General features: G+C 38.2%; 9 protein-coding genes and 1 tRNA gene. 6 read left to right on the top strand and 4 right to left on the bottom strand.

Features of this window, described 5'->3' with window-relative positions; all coding sequences use genetic code 11:
• Positions 1-29: 29 nt before the first annotated feature.
• Both AN490_RS17685 and AN490_RS17680 read right to left on the bottom strand, forming a co-directional pair.
• Entirely contained in the window at positions 30-2,039 is a 2,010-nt protein-coding gene (locus AN490_RS17685) for a hypothetical protein (RefSeq protein WP_300006130.1), read from the bottom strand.
• Positions 2,040-2,100: 61 nt separating this feature from the next.
• Positions 2,101-2,496, bottom strand: coding sequence for a PadR family transcriptional regulator (locus AN490_RS17680; RefSeq protein ID WP_300006177.1), 396 nt, complete (start codon positions 2,494-2,496; stop codon positions 2,101-2,103).
• Between the two features lie 620 nt (positions 2,497-3,116).
• Between AN490_RS17680 and AN490_RS17675 the strand changes: the two genes are divergently transcribed.
• Both AN490_RS17675 and AN490_RS17670 read left to right on the top strand, forming a co-directional pair.
• On the top strand, positions 3,117-3,920 hold the full coding sequence (locus AN490_RS17675; protein WP_300006127.1) for a hypothetical protein: 804 nt from the start codon (positions 3,117-3,119) through the stop codon (positions 3,918-3,920).
• Between the two features lie 196 nt (positions 3,921-4,116).
• Positions 4,117-10,890 (top strand): LamG-like jellyroll fold domain-containing protein, encoded by a 6,774-nt coding sequence (locus AN490_RS17670; protein WP_300006124.1) that lies wholly within the window; start codon positions 4,117-4,119, stop codon positions 10,888-10,890.
• 475 nt (positions 10,891-11,365) lie between these two features.
• Here AN490_RS17670 and nagZ read toward each other — a convergent pair whose 3' ends face one another.
• Positions 11,366-12,451: a beta-N-acetylhexosaminidase gene (nagZ, locus tag AN490_RS17665; protein WP_300006121.1), complete on the bottom strand. Its 1,086-nt coding sequence runs from the start codon at positions 12,449-12,451 to the stop codon at positions 11,366-11,368.
• Positions 12,452-12,653: 202 nt separating this feature from the next.
• The gene (locus AN490_RS17660; RefSeq protein WP_300006118.1) at positions 12,654-13,883 is read right to left on the bottom strand and encodes a septal ring lytic transglycosylase RlpA family protein; all 1,230 of its coding nucleotides are present in this window, start codon (positions 13,881-13,883) and stop codon (positions 12,654-12,656) included.
• 575 nt (positions 13,884-14,458) lie between these two features.
• Between AN490_RS17660 and pds the strand changes: the two genes are divergently transcribed.
• The 4 genes from pds to AN490_RS17640 all read left to right on the top strand — a co-directional run bounded on the left by pds (position 14,459) and on the right by AN490_RS17640 (position 18,642).
• Complete coding sequence (gene pds / locus AN490_RS17655) at positions 14,459-15,898, top strand: 15-cis-phytoene desaturase (RefSeq protein ID WP_300006115.1); 1,440 nt, start codon at positions 14,459-14,461, stop codon at positions 15,896-15,898.
• Positions 15,882-16,814, top strand: coding sequence for a 15-cis-phytoene synthase CrtB (crtB, locus tag AN490_RS17650; protein WP_300006112.1), 933 nt, complete (start codon positions 15,882-15,884; stop codon positions 16,812-16,814). The genes pds and crtB overlap by 17 nt, the downstream gene beginning before the upstream one ends.
• Before the next feature lie 594 nt (positions 16,815-17,408).
• Positions 17,409-17,496: transfer RNA gene (locus AN490_RS17645), tRNA-Ser, on the top strand.
• Between the two features lie 153 nt (positions 17,497-17,649).
• Positions 17,650-18,642, top strand: a complete 993-nt coding sequence (locus tag AN490_RS17640) for a folate-binding protein (RefSeq protein WP_300006109.1) — start codon at positions 17,650-17,652, stop codon at positions 18,640-18,642.

Below are 18,642 nucleotides of genomic sequence, written 5' to 3'. Positions count from 1 at the left end.
CTCTTACAGATTAGAGTAGCATTCCTCAACTATTGATTATCTTTGCTACGTTGAAAATCTAATAACTCCATTATAAATTCTTGCAGCTTACTTGGAGAATGCCTAATCCCATTAATCATATCTAGCAGTTGTTTTGGGGTAGGATTTGTATGTTCATAGTATGCAAGAAGTTCTTGAGATTTATAGGCAATAGTATATCTTGTCAAAAAATCTAATCTGGAATTTTGCTCAAATAGGTAACAAGCGATTGAGCCAACAACACATGAAACAATGAGGAAAAGAATATTACTCATGAATAGTGCAGTATTTTCAAAAGAAGAAAGCAGATTTTGAAAATAAATTGCCATTATTCCATAGCCAAATATAATAAGAAATCCAACTAGCACAGCATTTAAAAATAGTAGCCTAGCAAACAAGAATATATAAAACATTATATGGATTAAGCCTGCATAATAGGTTGTATATTCCAGTTCTGTAGGTTTAGAAAAAGCAATCATAAATGTAATTCCTAAACCTCCCATCAACGCAACAATAATTATAATGGTTTGATTAAATTTTTGGAAAACTTTTTCAAAAAAAGAAGTGCAAAATACTATGATGGTTATCAGACAAAATACTAATCTAATAGGGATAGATATAATTTTAGTTTCGGGTAAACAAAATATATCTGCTATGGCAAACAATCCATAAAAAGTAAAGGCATAAGTAGATGCCAATCTAATGCTAATCAAAGAGCTTTGAAAGTAATCAAACCAAAATAATTCTTCAATCTTCTTTAAGGTTCTCTGATAATCAGCACAATAATCCTTTTTAACAAAAGTCAAATTAATATCTTGTATCTGGTTCAATAGATTATTTATAATATAAAATACCTTTGTTAATGATTTTAATAACAAGCTTAATAGGTAGCCTTTTCTTGACATCCTGATGTTTTTTACTCTAGTGTTATTCAATTCAGCTTCAAGTTGGTTTTTAGGTTCTAATAATGATTGTTTTTTGAATCGAATATTTTCTGGGTGTGGCAAAACATTATTATTTCGAGAATAAGCAAAGCTTTCAAGTAAGAACTTTTCCAAGATTTGCGGTGAGGAGCCAATCCTGCTGATGTTATCAAAAAATTTCTCAGGATTCTCGTATTCGAAAAAATGCAGAAACTCTCGGAATGAGTTTGATATGGTATAGCGGATTAGAAAATTTAATCTTATAGTTCTTTCAAAGATATTGCAGGCTGATGCTCCTACGATTAAGCAAGTAATCAGGAAGAAATTATTATTAAAATATCTTAAATGTTGTAATTGGTAGTCTAATGTTGTTGATTGGCTAATATGATTAATTGCTGCATATCCAAATAGAAGAATGAGACTGACTACAAGGGCATTGAAAAATCTTAAACCAGAGATTAAATAGATATAAAATATAATCAACGTCAAAGCTCCGTAGTAAGTATGATGACCCAGTTCATCAATACGGGATAAGCTCATAGTTGAAATTATGCCTAATGCTGCTGCGGTTAGGGAAACACTGATAATTTGTTGATTATATTTACTAAATATTCTTGGGCAAAAAGCCAGGTAAGTTGTTACAAATAGAATAGAGCAAACAAATAGTTTAATCAACCAAGCAGTAACTTTTGTCTCTGGCAAGCACCAAATATCTAAAACACCAAGTATTATGTAAAATAAGATTAAGGCAATGCCTGATATTCGCATAGCCTTGAGATTAATCTTATAATGATCTTTGATAAATTCTGTTTCTACTTGCTCTATGGCTTGAGAACCATAAATTCCATAAATATTGCTACAGTAATTCGGATTTAATTTTTCCCATAAATCTACCAAAGTTCCAGGGATAGTTTGTATTAACCCCTTGTAAGAATCTATAATTGCTTTGAATATTTCTGTCTGGATTTCTGCGTTCGTATATCCTGCGGAATCTGATTGATTTTGAATGTCAAGAATATACGCTTGATAGTCTTCTGGTAGAAGCAAAATCAGCCACTTAACAACCTGAGTGATAACTGCTTGTCCCCAATTTCTCACAATTGCTCCTTTATACCAGGGTGAAAGGCGATTATTGACTATTTTAATATCTTTTCTAACCCTATTTCTGAGAAATTGCTGATGGTAGGGATTGAGCCTTTCTTATTACCGATTCATTTTCTGGGTTAAAAGTCTCAGACTCTGTTTCCACAGGGGATTCCAATAAAGCTCTGCGAAATCGCCATGTATTTTCTAGGATAGCTCTGCCAAAAGGGGTAATGTCATAATATTTTCGCCGGGGACCGATTTGTTCATCTCCCCAACGATAAGTAACTAATTTGTTCTTTTCTAATCTTGCCAGGGTTGGGTAAAGGCTACCTAAGCCTAATTCACGAGTTCCCCCGCTTGCTTCTTTAATGGCGTTGACAAATTCCAGTCCATACAAACTACATTGGTATAAAAGTGTCAGCAGGTCTTCCTCTAATGCGGAAATTACAACTGCTTGGTCTTTGGTCATCTTACTCACGTTTTTACGTCACTAAATAGGAATGGTTGAGAACTAGATTAGTCTTTACAGGTTAAGTTGTGTTTTGTCACTAAGATTTTTTACCAGAAAGACTTTCCAACTTTTTGGGCTTAACTATAAGTATATCCTAACTATATCCAGTTTAGTATACAACTTCTTTTATTTGACATACTATACAAACTTGATATATAAATAATGTTATAGATGTTTGTATAGATCGCGTAGCTTACTGATCGCCCGTAGTCCAATTTATCCCATTCAACTTTTAACATCTGAGGAAATGCAATATTCCCTAATTTGTCATTCGCGCGAAAACCATGGACTTAAACAATCTATGAATTTAAGGTAAACCCATATCTACTGAAGTTGAGTTAAATAACCTGCTTTCAGCTTTTACCGAAGTGTGTTAGTGAAGTTTACCGAAAGTCTCACCTATCGCTCTTGTGTTTAGTAGAAGTCTCAAAAAATTACCAGTGTTTTGCAATACGGAGTCAACATAAGACTTATATAAGTTTAAGCCTAATATAAACTTATGCTTAGACTCAACATAATCTCAGAACATTAAAATTTACAAAAAACACAAAAATTAATCAAGAGAGGTAACTAATATCATGTCTTTATATACACAGAAGGAATTAAACCAAATGAACATAGTAAGCAGATATCTTCCTGATCTTATTAAAGGAGAAATGACAATATCCCAAGTATCAACCAAAACAGGATTAAGTGTTCATGCTATAGTATCTTTTCTAGACTACCATAAAATACTTTCTGATTACAGAATTAACTTTTCTCTAGAAGAGATTGCAACATATAATAATGAAAATTCAGCTTATGCAGCAATAAATAATTATGATAAAGCAAGACAAACTTCCCCAGAAGAACTTCAAAAACTAATAATTTCTCAACGACTGGATATAATTGGGGAGCTAAAACGTTTTTTTCCAAATAGTACCAATGTAGATTTTGAAAAATATCAAAATGCTTTAGACAGTATATCTATAGATTCACATAGCTATGATATAAGGAGGGGGGATGGAAATGAATATACTGTATTTATTAATGCAAAACTTGGATATCAAGATGATTTTGGTACAGAATTTAAAATTGGATTTGTCAATCAAATAGGTACGAACTCTGTAGTCGATAGAGTAGAAATTGAAGGTTCTATTAAGCTTGGGAATATTTCTAGTTCATTTCAAGGGTTAGTGATTTGGGATGAAGTTAATAGAGAAATTTTGGTAAAAAATAATAAAAATGAAATAAAATCATCTCTCAAATTACCAAAAACTGGTAGTGGCAAAGTTGATATAAGTATTGGAATAGATAGTAATAGTAATATTTCATTGGCATCAGATATATCTGCTACAGCCATAAAAAACAAAATTCCTTTGGTTCTACCGTTCCCCTTATGATCAAACATCCTTTTAATATATCCAAAACCATTGGTGTTTTGAAAATATTAAAACCTCAAATCCAATCGGTGTAGGGGTTTCAGGGATATTTTACCGAAAATATCATAAAGGGAGCGGTAGAGCCATTCCTTTAAGCATTTCTTATGGCGAAAAATCAAATGGTGAGATACAGGGAGGAATAGGATTTAGTAACCCCATGCTAGATAGGCTTGGAATTAATGCAGAAGTAGGTGTAGGATTTACATTTCAAAAAGCTAAAGAAAGAAGACCTAAAAAAGTAGCTATTATTAAGGATAAAAGAACAGGAGAAATTCTTCAAACAGTTGAAGTTTATGATTCTGACTCTGAAATAAGCATCTATAAATATTATGATAATCAAGGTAAAAAAATTTCAGAAATCAAAAGTAAAGAGCCACTACATCCATTTTGCTTCATGGCTAAAACTCCGATCTTAATGTCAGATGGCACATACAAACCCATCGAACAAATTAAAATTGGTGACGAAGTGCTTGCATTTGATGGGTTGGGAAAACTTCAACCTCGCAAAGTAACTCATACGTTCATCACGCCAGATCAAGAAGTAGTTCAATTAGGTAATATCAAAGTCACTTTAGGACATCATTTTCTACAACCCGATGGTAGTTTTAAAGCTTTAGGCGAAATTGAAACTAACGGCTTTTTAGTAGGAGTAACAGGTAAACTCATTCCCCATCCTGGTATTAAACCAGTTGCAGGCAAACATACAGTTTATAACTTTACTGTTGAAGAATTACATACCTATGTAGCAGGAGATTACCGGGTTCATAATGAGTCTCTATCTAACTATCGCCCTGTCACAGAAGCCGGAATTATTGGTGCGGCTGTTGGAGCGCAAATTGCATCTTTGTATGCTGATGATAATTTTGCCAGTCAACTTGTAGCTCAGTCTTTAGGAAACTATACAGGTGGTTTAGCTTTAGAGGCTCTGGCTTATAAATTTAATTTATCAAATGATCCTGCTTTTCTTGCACGGGCTAATAAATCCTTATCCTTAGCCGCTTTTTACCAACGATTACCCGCTAGTTTTATCTCAACAGGTATCAGTTTAGGAAGTTCTAAACTAGCTAATTCTTTAATTAAAGCTTTTAAAATTGAAGATCCCCTAACTCAAATTGGTGTTAATACACTAATTTCAGGGACAGTTTCCTACATCATCACTAAACAAGTTGCTCTATCTTATCCTGAAACTGCTGTTGCCTTTTTTGGCGCACCTTATAAATTAGAAGCAGGAAAGGCAGTATTTGATCCCAGTCAAATGGACTTACTTGGTCAATTGCAAAACATGGGAGCTTCTGCTCTCGGTTCATTTTTAGGCTCTCAACTATATCAAGTATCAATTCAAAAATGGAATATTTTTTCAGAAGATTTCAGCATTAAAGGAGCAGGAATAGGAAGCGCATTAGGAGGTACATTAGGATCACTTGCTGTTGGTTTTGGTTGGGCATTTTCATCCTTAAGCGGTCCATTGGCACCATTAGGTTATTTTGTAGGGTCTGCTATTGGTACACTACTAGGTGGTATTATTGGCGGAACTTTTGGCGATAAAGACTATCCCCGTGCAGCCTATTCTATCACTATCGAAAATGGGATATTTGTTGCTAAATTTGCCTTTAATTTAGACGGTGGTAGTACCTCTCTTGCTCAACAAATGGGCAACAATGCCAAAGATATTCTCAACTTTCTTGCGTCTAGTGTGGGTGGTAAATTAAGTCCCACAGGCAACATCATCCTGGATATGTACTTCTATGGTCATTACCTAAACAGTTATTTTTATAAAGACTTACGGGTTGGTGCTGACGCTGCCGGCGGTTCTAGCGATTGGCGATATCCCAATCGTTTTAGTAATGCTCAAGATGCCATCATTCGTGGGATTATTGATCAAATCAAAGCTGCTCAATTTGAAGGTGGCGACCTTTATATCAAACGTCTTTTAAAATCATTACCCACTGACGTTAACACCTTAGATAAATTAAATGCTGATTTTCAAGTTGCTAGAGAATGGGGTATTTACAAAGATAATTCCGTATTATACGAAAAAAATATCAACTATCTCAAAGCCAATGCTATTAAAGATGCAGAAACCAGAATTTTAGACCTGCGCTCTCAGTCTCAAAGTTCCGTTACCCCGAATCCTAACTATGCTTTGAAATTTGATGGAGTCAACGATTATCTAGAATCTGCTTCCGCAATTATTCCAACTCAGGGAACTAATAACCCATTCAGCGTTTCAGTTTGGGCAAAAATTGATCCCAGCATTCAAAACGGTTTATTTGAATTGGTGTCTCAAGGAACCGGCAGTAATGCCTTCTATATTGGGGGACAAAATGGAAAAATCAGGGCAGGGGATACGTGGATAAATACAGGAGTTGATGTACCTGGTGATGGACTTTGGCATCTTTTTACAGTAGTTCGAGATAACAGTAATACTCATCTTTATATAGATGGACAATTAAAAGCCTCTAAAGGTTCTGTAATAGCCAATCCCGCTAACACCGTATTTCGTGTAGGCAGACAATATGGCGATTATTGGGAAATTCCCAAAGCAACTATTGGTGAAGTCAGCGTATGGAATACCGCCATTAGTGCCGCACAAGTTCAGGGTATGACTAAGGATGCTCTCACTGGTAGTGAAGGTGGTTTAGTAGCTTATTGGAAACTAAATGAAGGTATTGGCAGTGTTGCTAAAGATAAATCGCAGTTTCAACGCCATCTGACTATTAAAGAAGCAGAGTGGGCATCTGGGATAGATCCAAAAGTTAAAGATTTTAATCTGAATGTTTTACCTTCCCAAGTTACACTCTCTTTACAAACTAATGATTTAATCATCAATGGTGAACGATTTACAAATTGGGTAAATGCCCAAAATCGGCTCGAAATCCTGCGCTTTGCTGATGGAAGTCGCTTTAAAATTGTTGTAAATAATGGTTTAGTGAAGCTAGAAGATGAACGAGTAGCTAATTGGCAGCAAATTCAGACTAGAGCAACCCAACTCAACCTTAATACCCCTAACTCTTCTGATAATTTTGTTAACAATAATGCCAGTCGCATCGTCCAAGGTTCTGATTATGCCCTGAAATTTGATGGAGTCAATGATTATTTAGAATCTACCTCCTCAATTATTCCTACTTCAGGAACAAATAACCCATTTACTGTTTCCGTTTGGGCAAAAATTGACCCCAGCATTCAAAAAGGATTATTTGAATTAGTCTCCCAAGGTACAGGAATCAATGCTTTCTATATTGGCGGGCAAAATGGCAAAATTCGAGTTGGAGATACTTGGCTAAATAGTGGAGTTGATGTTCCTGGTGATGGACAGTGGCACTTATACACCGTTGTTCGCACTCAAACAAATACATTTGTCTATATTGATGCAGAATTAAAAGCTTCTACAGCACCAGCTATAGTAAACCCTGCGAATACAGTATTTCGTGTGGGACGGCAATATGGCGGTTTTTGGGAAGTCCCTAAAGCAACCATCGCTGATGTTAGCGTATGGAATACCGCTATTAGTGCAGCACAAATTCAGACCATGACAAAACAACCTCTCGCAGGTAATGAAGCTGGTCTTGTAGCTTACTGGCAACTGAATGAAGGCACTGGCACTGTTGCCAACGATAAATCCTCCTTTAAACGGAATCTGACTATTAAAGAAGCGGAGTGGACTGCGAGAAATGTTGGTGGGATTGGCGATGATATTTTAATCGCTACTGCTTCGGGACAAATTCTTGATGGAGATAAAGGCGATGATATTTATCGCTATAACCGAGGTCAGGGAACTATAACTATCAAAGATGCAGGTGGATTAGATACCATTGAATTTGATGCGAGTATTCAATTATCAGATTTATTAGTTCAGCAAAATGGCAGCAATTTAATTATTGCGCTCAAAGACCCGAATAATCCTACAGCAGCTATTTCCACTTTACCTAATAAGCTGATTCTCTCAGACTTTGCCACGAAAAAGATTGAACGGTTACGTTTGGGTAACAATGAAGAATATTCAATTACCACAACTGGATTAACTGCTAATAATCAACCCATTAAAGTTGATCGTGCTTTATCTTTCGATGGCATTGATGATTCCGTTCTAAATACTACCAAGTTTGCCGACGTTAAAGATACATTTACCATTGAATTCTGGGCAAATCCTACAGCAACCAGAGCTTCTACTCCCCAAGCTACTTCAGGAGTTACAGGCATCAATTCTCAACGTTATGCGATCGCTCCTCTGAATGGCTCAGTGACTATAGGTGCTGGTCATGTCTATGCGGGGGTATCTGTGGGAACAAATGGAATTAGCCTGTTTGAACATAGTGGAAATTATTTGCCTTCCCTATTAGTTCACAACACGAATTTATCGGGTTGGAATCATGTAGCAATAATTTATAACAATAAAACACCCAGCCTTTATCTAAATGGTCAATTTGTGAAAACAGGTTTGACCAGCACTGGGATAGTCCATCCAAGTGCTTTATTAGGTGGTTTAAGTAACTACGGTTCTTTTCAAGGTTCTCTTGATGAAGTTCGCATTTGGAATAAAGCTAGAACTCAAGCAGAAATTCAAGCAGACTTGAATCGTACACTCACAGGTAGTCAATCTGGATTAGTAGCTTACTATAACTTTGATGAAGTAACGGCTACAACTGTTAAAGATTTGACCATTAACCAAAATAATGGCACGATTCTAGGAGCGACACGAAATATCAAAACTCTGTTTGGTACGGAAGTTAATGATACTTACACTTATAATCTAGGCGACTCTGCAAATGTCAGCATTTACGATATTGGTAACTACGAAGGAATAATCAGAGACGGTGGTATTGATACTCTGGAATTTGGCGCAGGAATCACCCTCAATTCTCTGCAACTGACTCTACAAACTAACAACCTCATCGTTAAAGTTAACAACATATCTACCATCACCATACAAGATTGGCTCAGGCCTCAAAGCAAAATTGAAATCTTCCGTTTGGCAGATGATAAAGAATACAATCCTGTTCTCAATTTTGATGGCACAGTTTCCCTACAAGCAGCCTTTAGTCCAGGCAATCCTAACTACAACCTAGCCACAGACAAACCCGCAACTTATTCAGTTAGTTCCAATAAATTGCTGGTATTTGATTTGGGTGCAGACGGACTACAACTGATTTCCGCTGAAGATTCTATGACCTTGTTCGATGTAGACAATGATGCTTTCCCCGAACAAATGGGATGGGTTGCCCCTTCAGATGGTTTCCTTGTCTGGGATAGAAACAATGATGGATTGATTACTTCCCTCACTGAATTTTTCTCCCTGCAACAACAAAATCAAGTCGGTTTTTTAGGTGCTATAGACACTAACCAAGATTTAGTTATTGACTCCAAAGATAGCAACTTCAGCCAACTCCGCATCTGGACAGATACAAACCTAAATGGTGAAGTAGAACTGGGTGAATTAGCTGCCCTTTATCGCTATGGAGTAAATTCAATTTCCATTACTCCACAAACCAAAAACTACAACATTGCAGGCAACAAAATCACCGCCTCAGCCTACTTTACTCGTGTTGGCTTTGAAACGAGATCCTATAGCCAACTTTATGATGTTGCCTTTACCTATAACCCCAATGGTGCAAAACTAGAACAAGTTAGTCCAGGACTATCTCGTTTTTCTTACGAAAACAAACCTGATATTATCTTTGCCGATGATTCAGCCCCAAATATTAATCTAATTATCGATCCTGTTGAAGTTTATTCTGCAACAGGCGGCAAAGGCAACGATGTTTTAATAGTGAAATCCGGTAGTACCAAAGGGGCAGTTCTCAGTGGTGGTGACGGTAATGATCAATTAGTCGGTTCTAATGGTAATGACATCTTCACAGGAGGATCAGGAATTGACTCTATTGATGGAGGCGCAGGGGATGACCTGATTACCATTGATAAATTTGATAACCTCAACAATATCAAAGGTGGTCTTGGATTCGATGTTTTAGTGATTGAAGGGGATGGAGATGTTAGCTTTACCCTTGATAATCTCGGTGTTGAAGTAGTCAACGGAAATCAAGGTAACAACGTTTTTACAGCAAATGGTACTCAGGATGTAGTTATCTCTGGTGGTGCAGGTAACGATACCATCACTGGTGGTCAAGGTAATGACAGACTAGAAGGAAATGAAGGGAATGATAGCCTCAACGGTGGAAGTGGTGATGACTATATCAATGGTGGTGCTGGTAATGACACCATGAATGGTGGCTCAGGTAACGATATCTATGTTGTTGATAGTACAGGTGATGTAGTAACAGAAACATCTACCCTAGCTACTGAAATTGATACAGTTCAATCCTCTATTTCTTATACCTTGGCAGCAAATGTAGAAAATCTCACCCTCACAGGTACAGGGAATATCAATGGTACAGGAAACAGCCTCAACAACACCATCACAGGTAATGCTGCTAACAATATCCTTAACGCTGGTGTGGGTAATGATAGTGTATTTGGAATGGAAGGGACAGATACTATCTTTGGAGGAATCGGAGCAGATACTCTAACTGGGGGACTAGGCGCAGATCGCTTTGTCTATTTTAATTTTAATGATTCGCTATTACCTGCACCTGATCGCATCATTGATTTTAATCCAGGTCAGGGCGATCGCATAGTTCTTAATTCCCAACCTACCGCGCTTTTCAATGCTGGTATTTTCTCCACCGCTACCTATTCTACATTAAATGCAGCAGCGATCACTGCCTATCAAGATGCTAATCCCAATCTTGCTGGAACACAACCTTTAGCTGTTAACCAAGCTGTATTTTTTGGTTGGAATGGTGGTACTTATCTATCAGTCAACGATAGTCTTGCTGCCTTTAATTCTAGTAGCGACTTGTTAATTAATGTCACAGGTATAACTGGTACACTGGCTACTGGTTTATTAACTATTAACAACTACTTTTCTGTATAGTTTGTCTAATGTAATAATACTGTAGCCAAAAAAAGAGGATGAAGAGAGAGGGCTGATGTAGTAGAGTTATAGTTTTCCAAAACAAAAACTCAAAAACCACATACAGCCCATGTTTGATCCAGCATTCCGCACTTCAAGATGTCACATATTTATGCTTCAAAAAATGTTACCAAATTAGAATAAGTAGGTCGACATAATAAAACCAAATTGTGTAAAGAAAAGTAAAATCTCCAAAAACCTCTTCACTCTTGCCTTTCCACAACAATAATTTTTAACGCCGACCTACTTAGTTTTATTAAGTATTAATCCTGATTTTTCCTCGTGGTAATGCGATAGCGAAGCGCGACCTAGGAATCGCTATCTGACCATTATTAGCCCGATATTGGTAATCTTGGTGTATTACAAAATGAAGTGTGGAATGTGGGTTATATAAATATAGGTTATCACCCACACTCTTGATTTTTATTCAATCCCCTTACAAACAACAACTAATAGCTAATTCTGCATTCTTCACCAAGGTCTCCTTATCAAGAGTCGAAACCGGATATTGAGGAGTTATCCGCAATAACTTTTCCACCCTCTCCCGTGCAGCTTCCACAACTCCTGCATTTAAACTACCATTATTCAAACTAGCAGAAAAATCTTCAGCTATTTTATATGTTCGTTCTAAAGAAGAAGAATTGATATTACGAGAAACTATAAACAAATCACAACCAGCATGAAAAGCCCGCGCAACTGTTCCCGATTGCATAAACATTTCCGAGACAGCTTTCATATCTAAATCATCGGAAACTATCACACCTTCAAAACCTAACTCTTTCCGCAAAATATCATTTAAAATGATTTTAGATAAGGTTGCTGGCACTTCTGGATCAATTTGCGGAAACAAAATATGCGCCGTCATAATTAACGGAATTTTGTCCTGAATTAATGTTTGAAAAGGAATCAATTCCCGGTTTCGCAAATCTTCCCGACTCAAATTTAATATTGGTAACTCCAAATGGGAATCAGTGCTAGTGTCTCCATGGCCAGGAAAGTGTTTAGCAGAACCTAAAATGCCCTCTTCCCGCAATCCTCGGTAATATTCCCGCGCACCTTCACTAGCGGTTTGCGGTGTATTTCCAAATGCACGGGGTCCAATAATTGGGTTTTGGGGATTAGAGAAAATATCTGCAACCGGAGACCAAGAAAGATTAATTCCCAGAGATTTTAATTCTAAAGCTGTGGCTTTTGCAACTTCATAAGCATGAGATTGCAATAAATAAGCGTAAGGAAAGCGAGTAATTGGTAAAGGTGTCCGCACAACTCGCCCACCTTCATGATCTAAAGTAGTAAATATGGAGTCGCGTTCAGAATATTGGCGAACTTCGTCAATCAGGGTTTTAAACTTTTCTAACCAGACTGGATATGGTACACCGTCAAGAAAGTTTTTAGCAAAAAAGATAACACCAATCGGTTTTAATTCATTTAACGCCCGTTTATCACCATCGTTTAAACTTGTCCCAGAAATACCCAGAATGAGGTGATTACCAAAGCTTTGTGATAATTGGGATATTGACATAATTTGGTGATTTAAGTAAAGGATAAAGTATTTTCTGGTGTTGCTAAATTCAGGTATGAAATTCTCCTGATTGAACTTATAGCTTACGCTACACAATTAAAACTCTTACCTTTGCGTCTTTGCTCCTTTGCCTCTTTGCGTGAAACAGAATTCATACTGCCATTATGCAACGCATTTTTTCTACTTATATCCTTCCATGTTACTAAAAATTAGAAACCAATAACTCACTTTTCGCATTAGCCATATTTTCAGTTTTTGGTGGAGATGGTTTCAACGTCATTTGTGGCGCATTTTGTTGTAAAACCACAGCCTGATAAGCTACGACTCCAGTATGTTCACTACCGAGACAACGAGCCGCAGTTCGAGACAAATCTAGGCTTCTTGGTGCAATATAAGGACCGCGATCATTTACACGCACAATCACGGATTTATTGTTTTGTAAATTTGTTACTTTTAAGAAGGTATTAAAAGGTAGGCTACGATGGGCAACAGTGAAATCATCTTGATTATATATCTCACCATTTGCGGTTAAACGACCATGAAAATAGCCACCATACCAAGAAGCTATACCAGAAAGTTTTGTATTTGAGGACTGTAATCCATACATTTCCATTTGCCCTTGTATCAGTGTTAGCGGTTTAGTATGGAGGGCTATTCGTAAATTATTCGTCCATTCCATTGCTAAAATATCACCGCTGCGACCAAGTTCATCAGAGATTTTTCGATCTATTGCAAATAGTAATCTATTACCTATCATCAGAGAAGGAGTCTTATCAACTAAACCTGGTTGTAATTGCGTAGGTTGTTCAGTACGTGATATTACTAATTGCTGTAAGCGTTTTTGTAAATCATTAGCTGTAATTTGATCAGGTAGTCGGGCAACAAAGCTGTTATTAACCCATACTTCATAACTGGATGAATTCCGCTTGACAATCAATACTGGTGAGTAATCATAACTTCCATTTGGCTCAATTGGATTGTTGATGATATTAAAGAAGCTTTCGAGCGATCGCACAACAGTAGCTGGTGACAAATCTAGTTTAGGAACACTAACTTGAGTAAATATTATCTGTCGAAAGTTAGTAAAATTTTGCCAGTGAGGTTGTGCAGGTATATTTTCTGGCACAGAGGCACAAAATTTTGTTTCTTTTGCCTTCAAGGTTGTTGAAGGTAGAGTCATAGACCTATCTCGATATGATGATAATCGCCTATTTATCCAATCAAATGTGAAAGAGGTTTTTGATATTAAGGTTTTTTGCCAAGCAGTTTTATATTCTTGAGAAATGGTCAGAAATTGAGCCTGGGGCTTGACTAAGTTGGTTGTAAGTTGTATTGGAGAAAATGCAGCTATTAAACCCAGCGGTAAATTTGCTGTCAACACCAAAGTACCACCTGTGAAGGATGTCGCCCATATTATTCCCGTTGATATCATAGTTTATTTATTCTCCAGATAGATGCACAATTCCTAGAGAAATAATCCCCAGGTTGAATAAAAAAGAGTTTTATGGAACAGCGAACAAATTTTTTTTGAATTAGACAATCTCTGTAAGATTTCAGACTTAATTATGATTAAACTATCTGGGATCATCATATACCGTAATGGGTATTTAAATAAATAAAAGTTTTAAATCTAGTTTTCAGGTATTACTAATATTTCCATTACTTTTGCTTATGAATAGCGATTTATCCTGCCATTTACTTTACTAAGTCACATAGGCATCTTGCATATTAATACTTAATAAAAAATCAGGTTTTGTATTTGTGACAAGCAGTTACCCAAAAATATACACGGATTGATGATGAGTCATAAACTACACTAAATATTTTTGACTTCAAAAAAATTTGTATTAATCCCTGGACTGATGATTAGGGTAAATTAGATAGTTGGCGGAAGATTTTGGGAATTTTTTGGGAAGCAATCAAACTAGAATCGCCAAATGTAACGGATTGTAACGTATAATTAGAACGACAAAACAGTTAAGAAATATTAAATAATAGTAGGTTTAAATGCGCGTAGCAATCGCGGGAGCGGGTCTAGCAGGACTTTCCTGTGCAAAATATCTCACGGATCTAGGTCACACACCCATCGTTTTGGAACGCCGAGACGTAGTGGGGGGGAAAGTGGCAGCGTGGAAGGATGCTGATGGGGACTGGTACGAAACAGGACTGCATATTTTCTTTGGGGCTTATCCCAATATGTTGCAGTTATTCAAAGAATTGGATATTGAAGAGCGGTTGCAGTGGAAAGAACACACAATGATCTTCAATCAGCCCGAAGCGCCGGGGACTTACAGCCGCTTTGATTTCCCCGATTTACCAGCACCTATCAATGGGATGGTAGCAATTCTCAGAAACAACGATATGCTGACCTGGCCGGAGAAAATCAGTTTTGGCATCGGATTACTACCTGCCATTCTCCAAGGGCAAAAGTATGTCGAAGAAATGGACAAATATTCTTTCCGGGAGTGGCTGCAAAAACAAAACGTCCCCCCCAGGGTAGAAAAAGAAGTATTCATTGCGATGTCCAAAGCCTTGAACTTCATTGACCCCGATGAAATTTCTGCTACTGTCCTCTTAACGGCTTTGAATCGCTTTCTCCAAGAGAAAAACGGCTCAAAAATGGCCTTCCTTGATGGTTCACCCACAGAAAGATTGTGTCAGCCCATTATTGACCACATTACTGAACGGGGTGGTGAAGTCCGTCTGAATGCGCCCTTGAAAGAGATTTTACTCAATGAGGATGGAACTGTGAAAGGCTTCCTCCTCCGCGGTTTAAATGGGGCAGAAGATGAAATATTTACAGCGGATACTTATGTCTCTGCCCTTCCAGTTGACCCCTTAAAGCCGATTTTGCCCATTTCTTGGAAAGAAATGCCATTTTTCCAAAAATTAGAGGGTTTAGAAGGGGTCCCAGTGATTAATGTCCATATCTGGTTCGACCGCAAATTAACAGATATTGATCATCTGCTATTTTCGCGTTCTCCTCTCCTCAGCGTTTATGCTGATATGAGTAATACTTGCCGTGAATACGCCAATCCTCACCGTTCCATGCTGGAATTAGTTCTAGCACCGGCAAAAGATTGGATATCTAAATCCGATGAGGACATTGTTGCTGCAACTATTACTGAGTTAGAAAAACTCTTTCCCCAACACTTTGGGGGGGATAATCCTACCAAAATGCTGAAATATCATGTGGTAAAAACACCACGTTCAGTTTACAAGGCTACCCCAGGTCGTCAACAGTACCGTCCTTCCCAGGAAACCCCCATTGCTAATTTCTATCTGACTGGGGATTACACCATGCAGCGCTATCTAGCCAGCATGGAAGGGGCTGTACTTTCTGGTAAACTGACAGCGCAGGCGATATTCCAAGCACAGACGGTAGCAAATCCCTCTAACCTGCAAACGCCAACACGACCGCCCGCCAAGAATGCTGCAACTGCCTGATTCCCCCCCGCGCATGAAAACGCTGGTCTCTATAGATGAGTCATACAACCTTTGTCGGGAACTCACAGCTAAGTACGCCAAGACTTTTTACTTGGGGACAATGTTGATGAGTCCGGCCAAGCGTCAATCTGTTTGGGCAATTTATGCCTGGTGTCGCCGCACAGATGAATTAGTGGATGGTCCTGCATCTGGTATTACCACGCCAGAAACCCTAGAACTATGGGAAAAGCAACTGGAATCCATTTTTGCGGGATGCCCATTGGATAATTATGATGTAGCGTTAGTAGATACTCTCCAACGCTTTCCGCTAGACATTCAACCCTTTCGGGATATGATCGCCGGTCAGCGGATGGATTTGTATCGCAGTCGCTATGCAACCTTTGAGGATTTATACCTCTACTGCTACCGAGTAGCGGGGACTGTAGGTTTGATGTCAACAACGATTATGGGTATAGATAATAATATCTATACAGCCCCTTGGCATCAAGGCCAACAGCCTTATCTTCCTATAGAAGAAGCGATCGCTTTGGGAATTGCCAATCAACTCACGAATATTCTCCGTGATGTTGGTGAAGATGCCCGTCGAGGCAGAATCTATATTCCCCTAGAAGATTTGGCCAAATTTAATTACACCGAGGAAGAATGTATTCGCGGCGTAGTGGATGACCGTTGGCGTTCACTCATGCGGTTTCAAATTGATCGCGCCCGTCAATTCTATATTCAAGCAGATAAAGGTATTAGTTATCTTTCTGCTGATGCTCGGTGGCCTGTTTGGGCTGCATCCATGCTCTATGAGCAGATTTTAGAGGTGATTGAGCGCAATAATTATGATGTGTTCAGTCAGCGAGCTTATGTTCCCCAATGGAAAAAGTTACGTACTTTGCCAGCAGCTTGGATGCGATCTCAAGTTTTATAAGGAAGAACGCCGAAAACCCTTGAAAATGTGGCTGACTCAGTCAGCCACATTTGGGCTTTAGAGGATGTTTGAAAAGTGGTATTCCGTAATTTTCATCACATTGATCCAGTTCCCTCCCCTTTACAAGGGGAGGGTTAGGGTGGGGTAAAAAATATTTGATACATCAACCATAACTTTTCAAACACCCTCTTAGACAAGAGATGAAGGCTAGAGGCTTTCCTTTATCCTGCATTGACGTTAATTTTAAAATTTGAAATTATTTCAAATTTTAATCCATATTCGTGATACAACTAAATTGTCACTAAAGACATAAAAAGCTACCGAGGGACTCTCGGAAAGTTACGCTTGTCAGATATGATTTCACCCGCCAGGGCAAACGAAATCAGGGCAAGAACCCAAATATTTAAGGAACCCTGCCTGAAACTGGGATAACTGAGGGATATAGACTGAAACTCTCTATAGAATCTCCGCGTCTTTAGACGCGGAGAGTGTCAAAACTTGGTCATTGGTCATTGGTCAATGGTCAATGAATCTATTTACAAAATAACTATTGACAAGCTCAAAAACTTCTGCTACGATTATTACTCATGACCTGGAGAGGTGGCTGAGTGGTCGAAAGCGGCAGATTGCTAATCTGTTAAGGGATTATATCCCTTCGGGGGTTCGAATCCCCCCCTCTCCATTTTTACAAAAGCTACATACCGGATTTCTTAAAGAAGTCCGGTATCTGAGTATAAACTAGATCCAAGTTGAAAACTATAGTTTTGAAAGAGCTTGATGTTAACCTACATCCTCTATCTGCTTATGGTGATAATTTTATCAACTCTGTACCACTATGTTAACATCTGCAATTGATACTAACGATATAAATGCTATTCAAGCGGTAAGGGAAGGGGTCGTGGTCAGAGATCGCTCTGATTGGGGGCGTATTCGGATTTCTGATGATGATCGTCTCCGCTTTTTACATAATCAAAGCACTAATGATTTTCAATCTCGCAAACCTGGTCAGGGCTGCGATACTGTCATGGTGACATCTACCGCTCGGACGATAGATTTAGTGACTGCTTATGTATTAGATGATGCTGTTTTATTGTTAGTTTCCCCTCACCGTCGTCAGGAACTTATGGCATGGTTAGATCGCTATATCTTCTTTGCAGATAAGGTTAAATTAACTGATGTGACTGAGGAAACGGCAACATTAAGCCTGATTGGACCTCAAAGCCATGCTATCGTCGAAAATTTAGGAGCTGGTGATTTAATTGGTCAACCAGATGGTAATCATATTTTAGTTGATCGGGTGATAGTTGCAGTGGGTAGTGGCTTGGCTGCACCTGGATATACATTGATTTTACCGATTGCCGAAAAACAAATATGGTGGGAGAAAATACTAGGATTGGGGACTGTGGAATTGAGCGATCGCGCTTGGGAAATGTTACGAATATTACAAGGTCGTCCCGCGACCGATTCAGAACTCACGGATGATTATAACCCCTTGGAAGTGGGTTTATGGCAGACAGTTTCCTTTAGCAAAGGTTGTTATATCGGTCAGGAAACCATTGCCAGACTTAATACATACAAAGGTGTAAAGCAATACCTTTGGGGAATTCGTCTTAGTGCTGCGGCTGAACCGGGAACAGTCATCACCATTGGGGAAGAAAAAGTAGGTAAACTCACCAGCTATACAACCACTCCTGATGGTCATTTTGGACTAGGTTACATCAGAAGTAAAGCTGGTGGAGTTGGCTTAAAAGTACAAGTTGGAGAAACAGAAGGAGAAATAATTGCTATTCCCTTTGTTTCCCACGAATATCCATTAAGTAATGCCTAA

Source organism: Anabaena sp. AL09 (assembly GCF_001672255.1).
Taxonomy (GTDB): Bacteria; Cyanobacteriota; Cyanobacteriia; order Cyanobacteriales; family Nostocaceae; genus Dolichospermum; species Dolichospermum lemmermannii.
The sequence above is the reverse complement of the archived record's forward strand: the minus strand, read 5'-3'. Positions and strand labels throughout refer to the sequence as shown.

What these genes read in the sequence shown, in the direction of transcription:
- AN490_RS17680 (WP_300006177.1), bottom strand. Translation starts at nt 2,496, where the DNA reads ATGACCAAAGACCAAGCAGTTGTAATTTCCGCATTAGAGGAAGACCTG.
- AN490_RS17675 (WP_300006127.1), top strand. Translation starts at nt 3,117, where the DNA reads ATGTCTTTATATACACAGAAGGAATTAAACCAAATGAACATAGTAAGC.
- AN490_RS17670 (WP_300006124.1), top strand. Translation starts at nt 4,117, where the DNA reads ATGCTAGATAGGCTTGGAATTAATGCAGAAGTAGGTGTAGGATTTACA.
- nagZ (WP_300006121.1), bottom strand. Translation starts at nt 12,451, where the DNA reads ATGTCAATATCCCAATTATCACAAAGCTTTGGTAATCACCTCATTCTG.
- AN490_RS17660 (WP_300006118.1), bottom strand. Translation starts at nt 13,883, where the DNA reads ATGATATCAACGGGAATAATATGGGCGACATCCTTCACAGGTGGTACT.
- pds (WP_300006115.1), top strand. Translation starts at nt 14,459, where the DNA reads ATGCGCGTAGCAATCGCGGGAGCGGGTCTAGCAGGACTTTCCTGTGCA.
- crtB (WP_300006112.1), top strand. Translation starts at nt 15,882, where the DNA reads ATGCTGCAACTGCCTGATTCCCCCCCGCGCATGAAAACGCTGGTCTCT.
- AN490_RS17640 (WP_300006109.1), top strand. Translation starts at nt 17,650, where the DNA reads ATGTTAACATCTGCAATTGATACTAACGATATAAATGCTATTCAAGCG.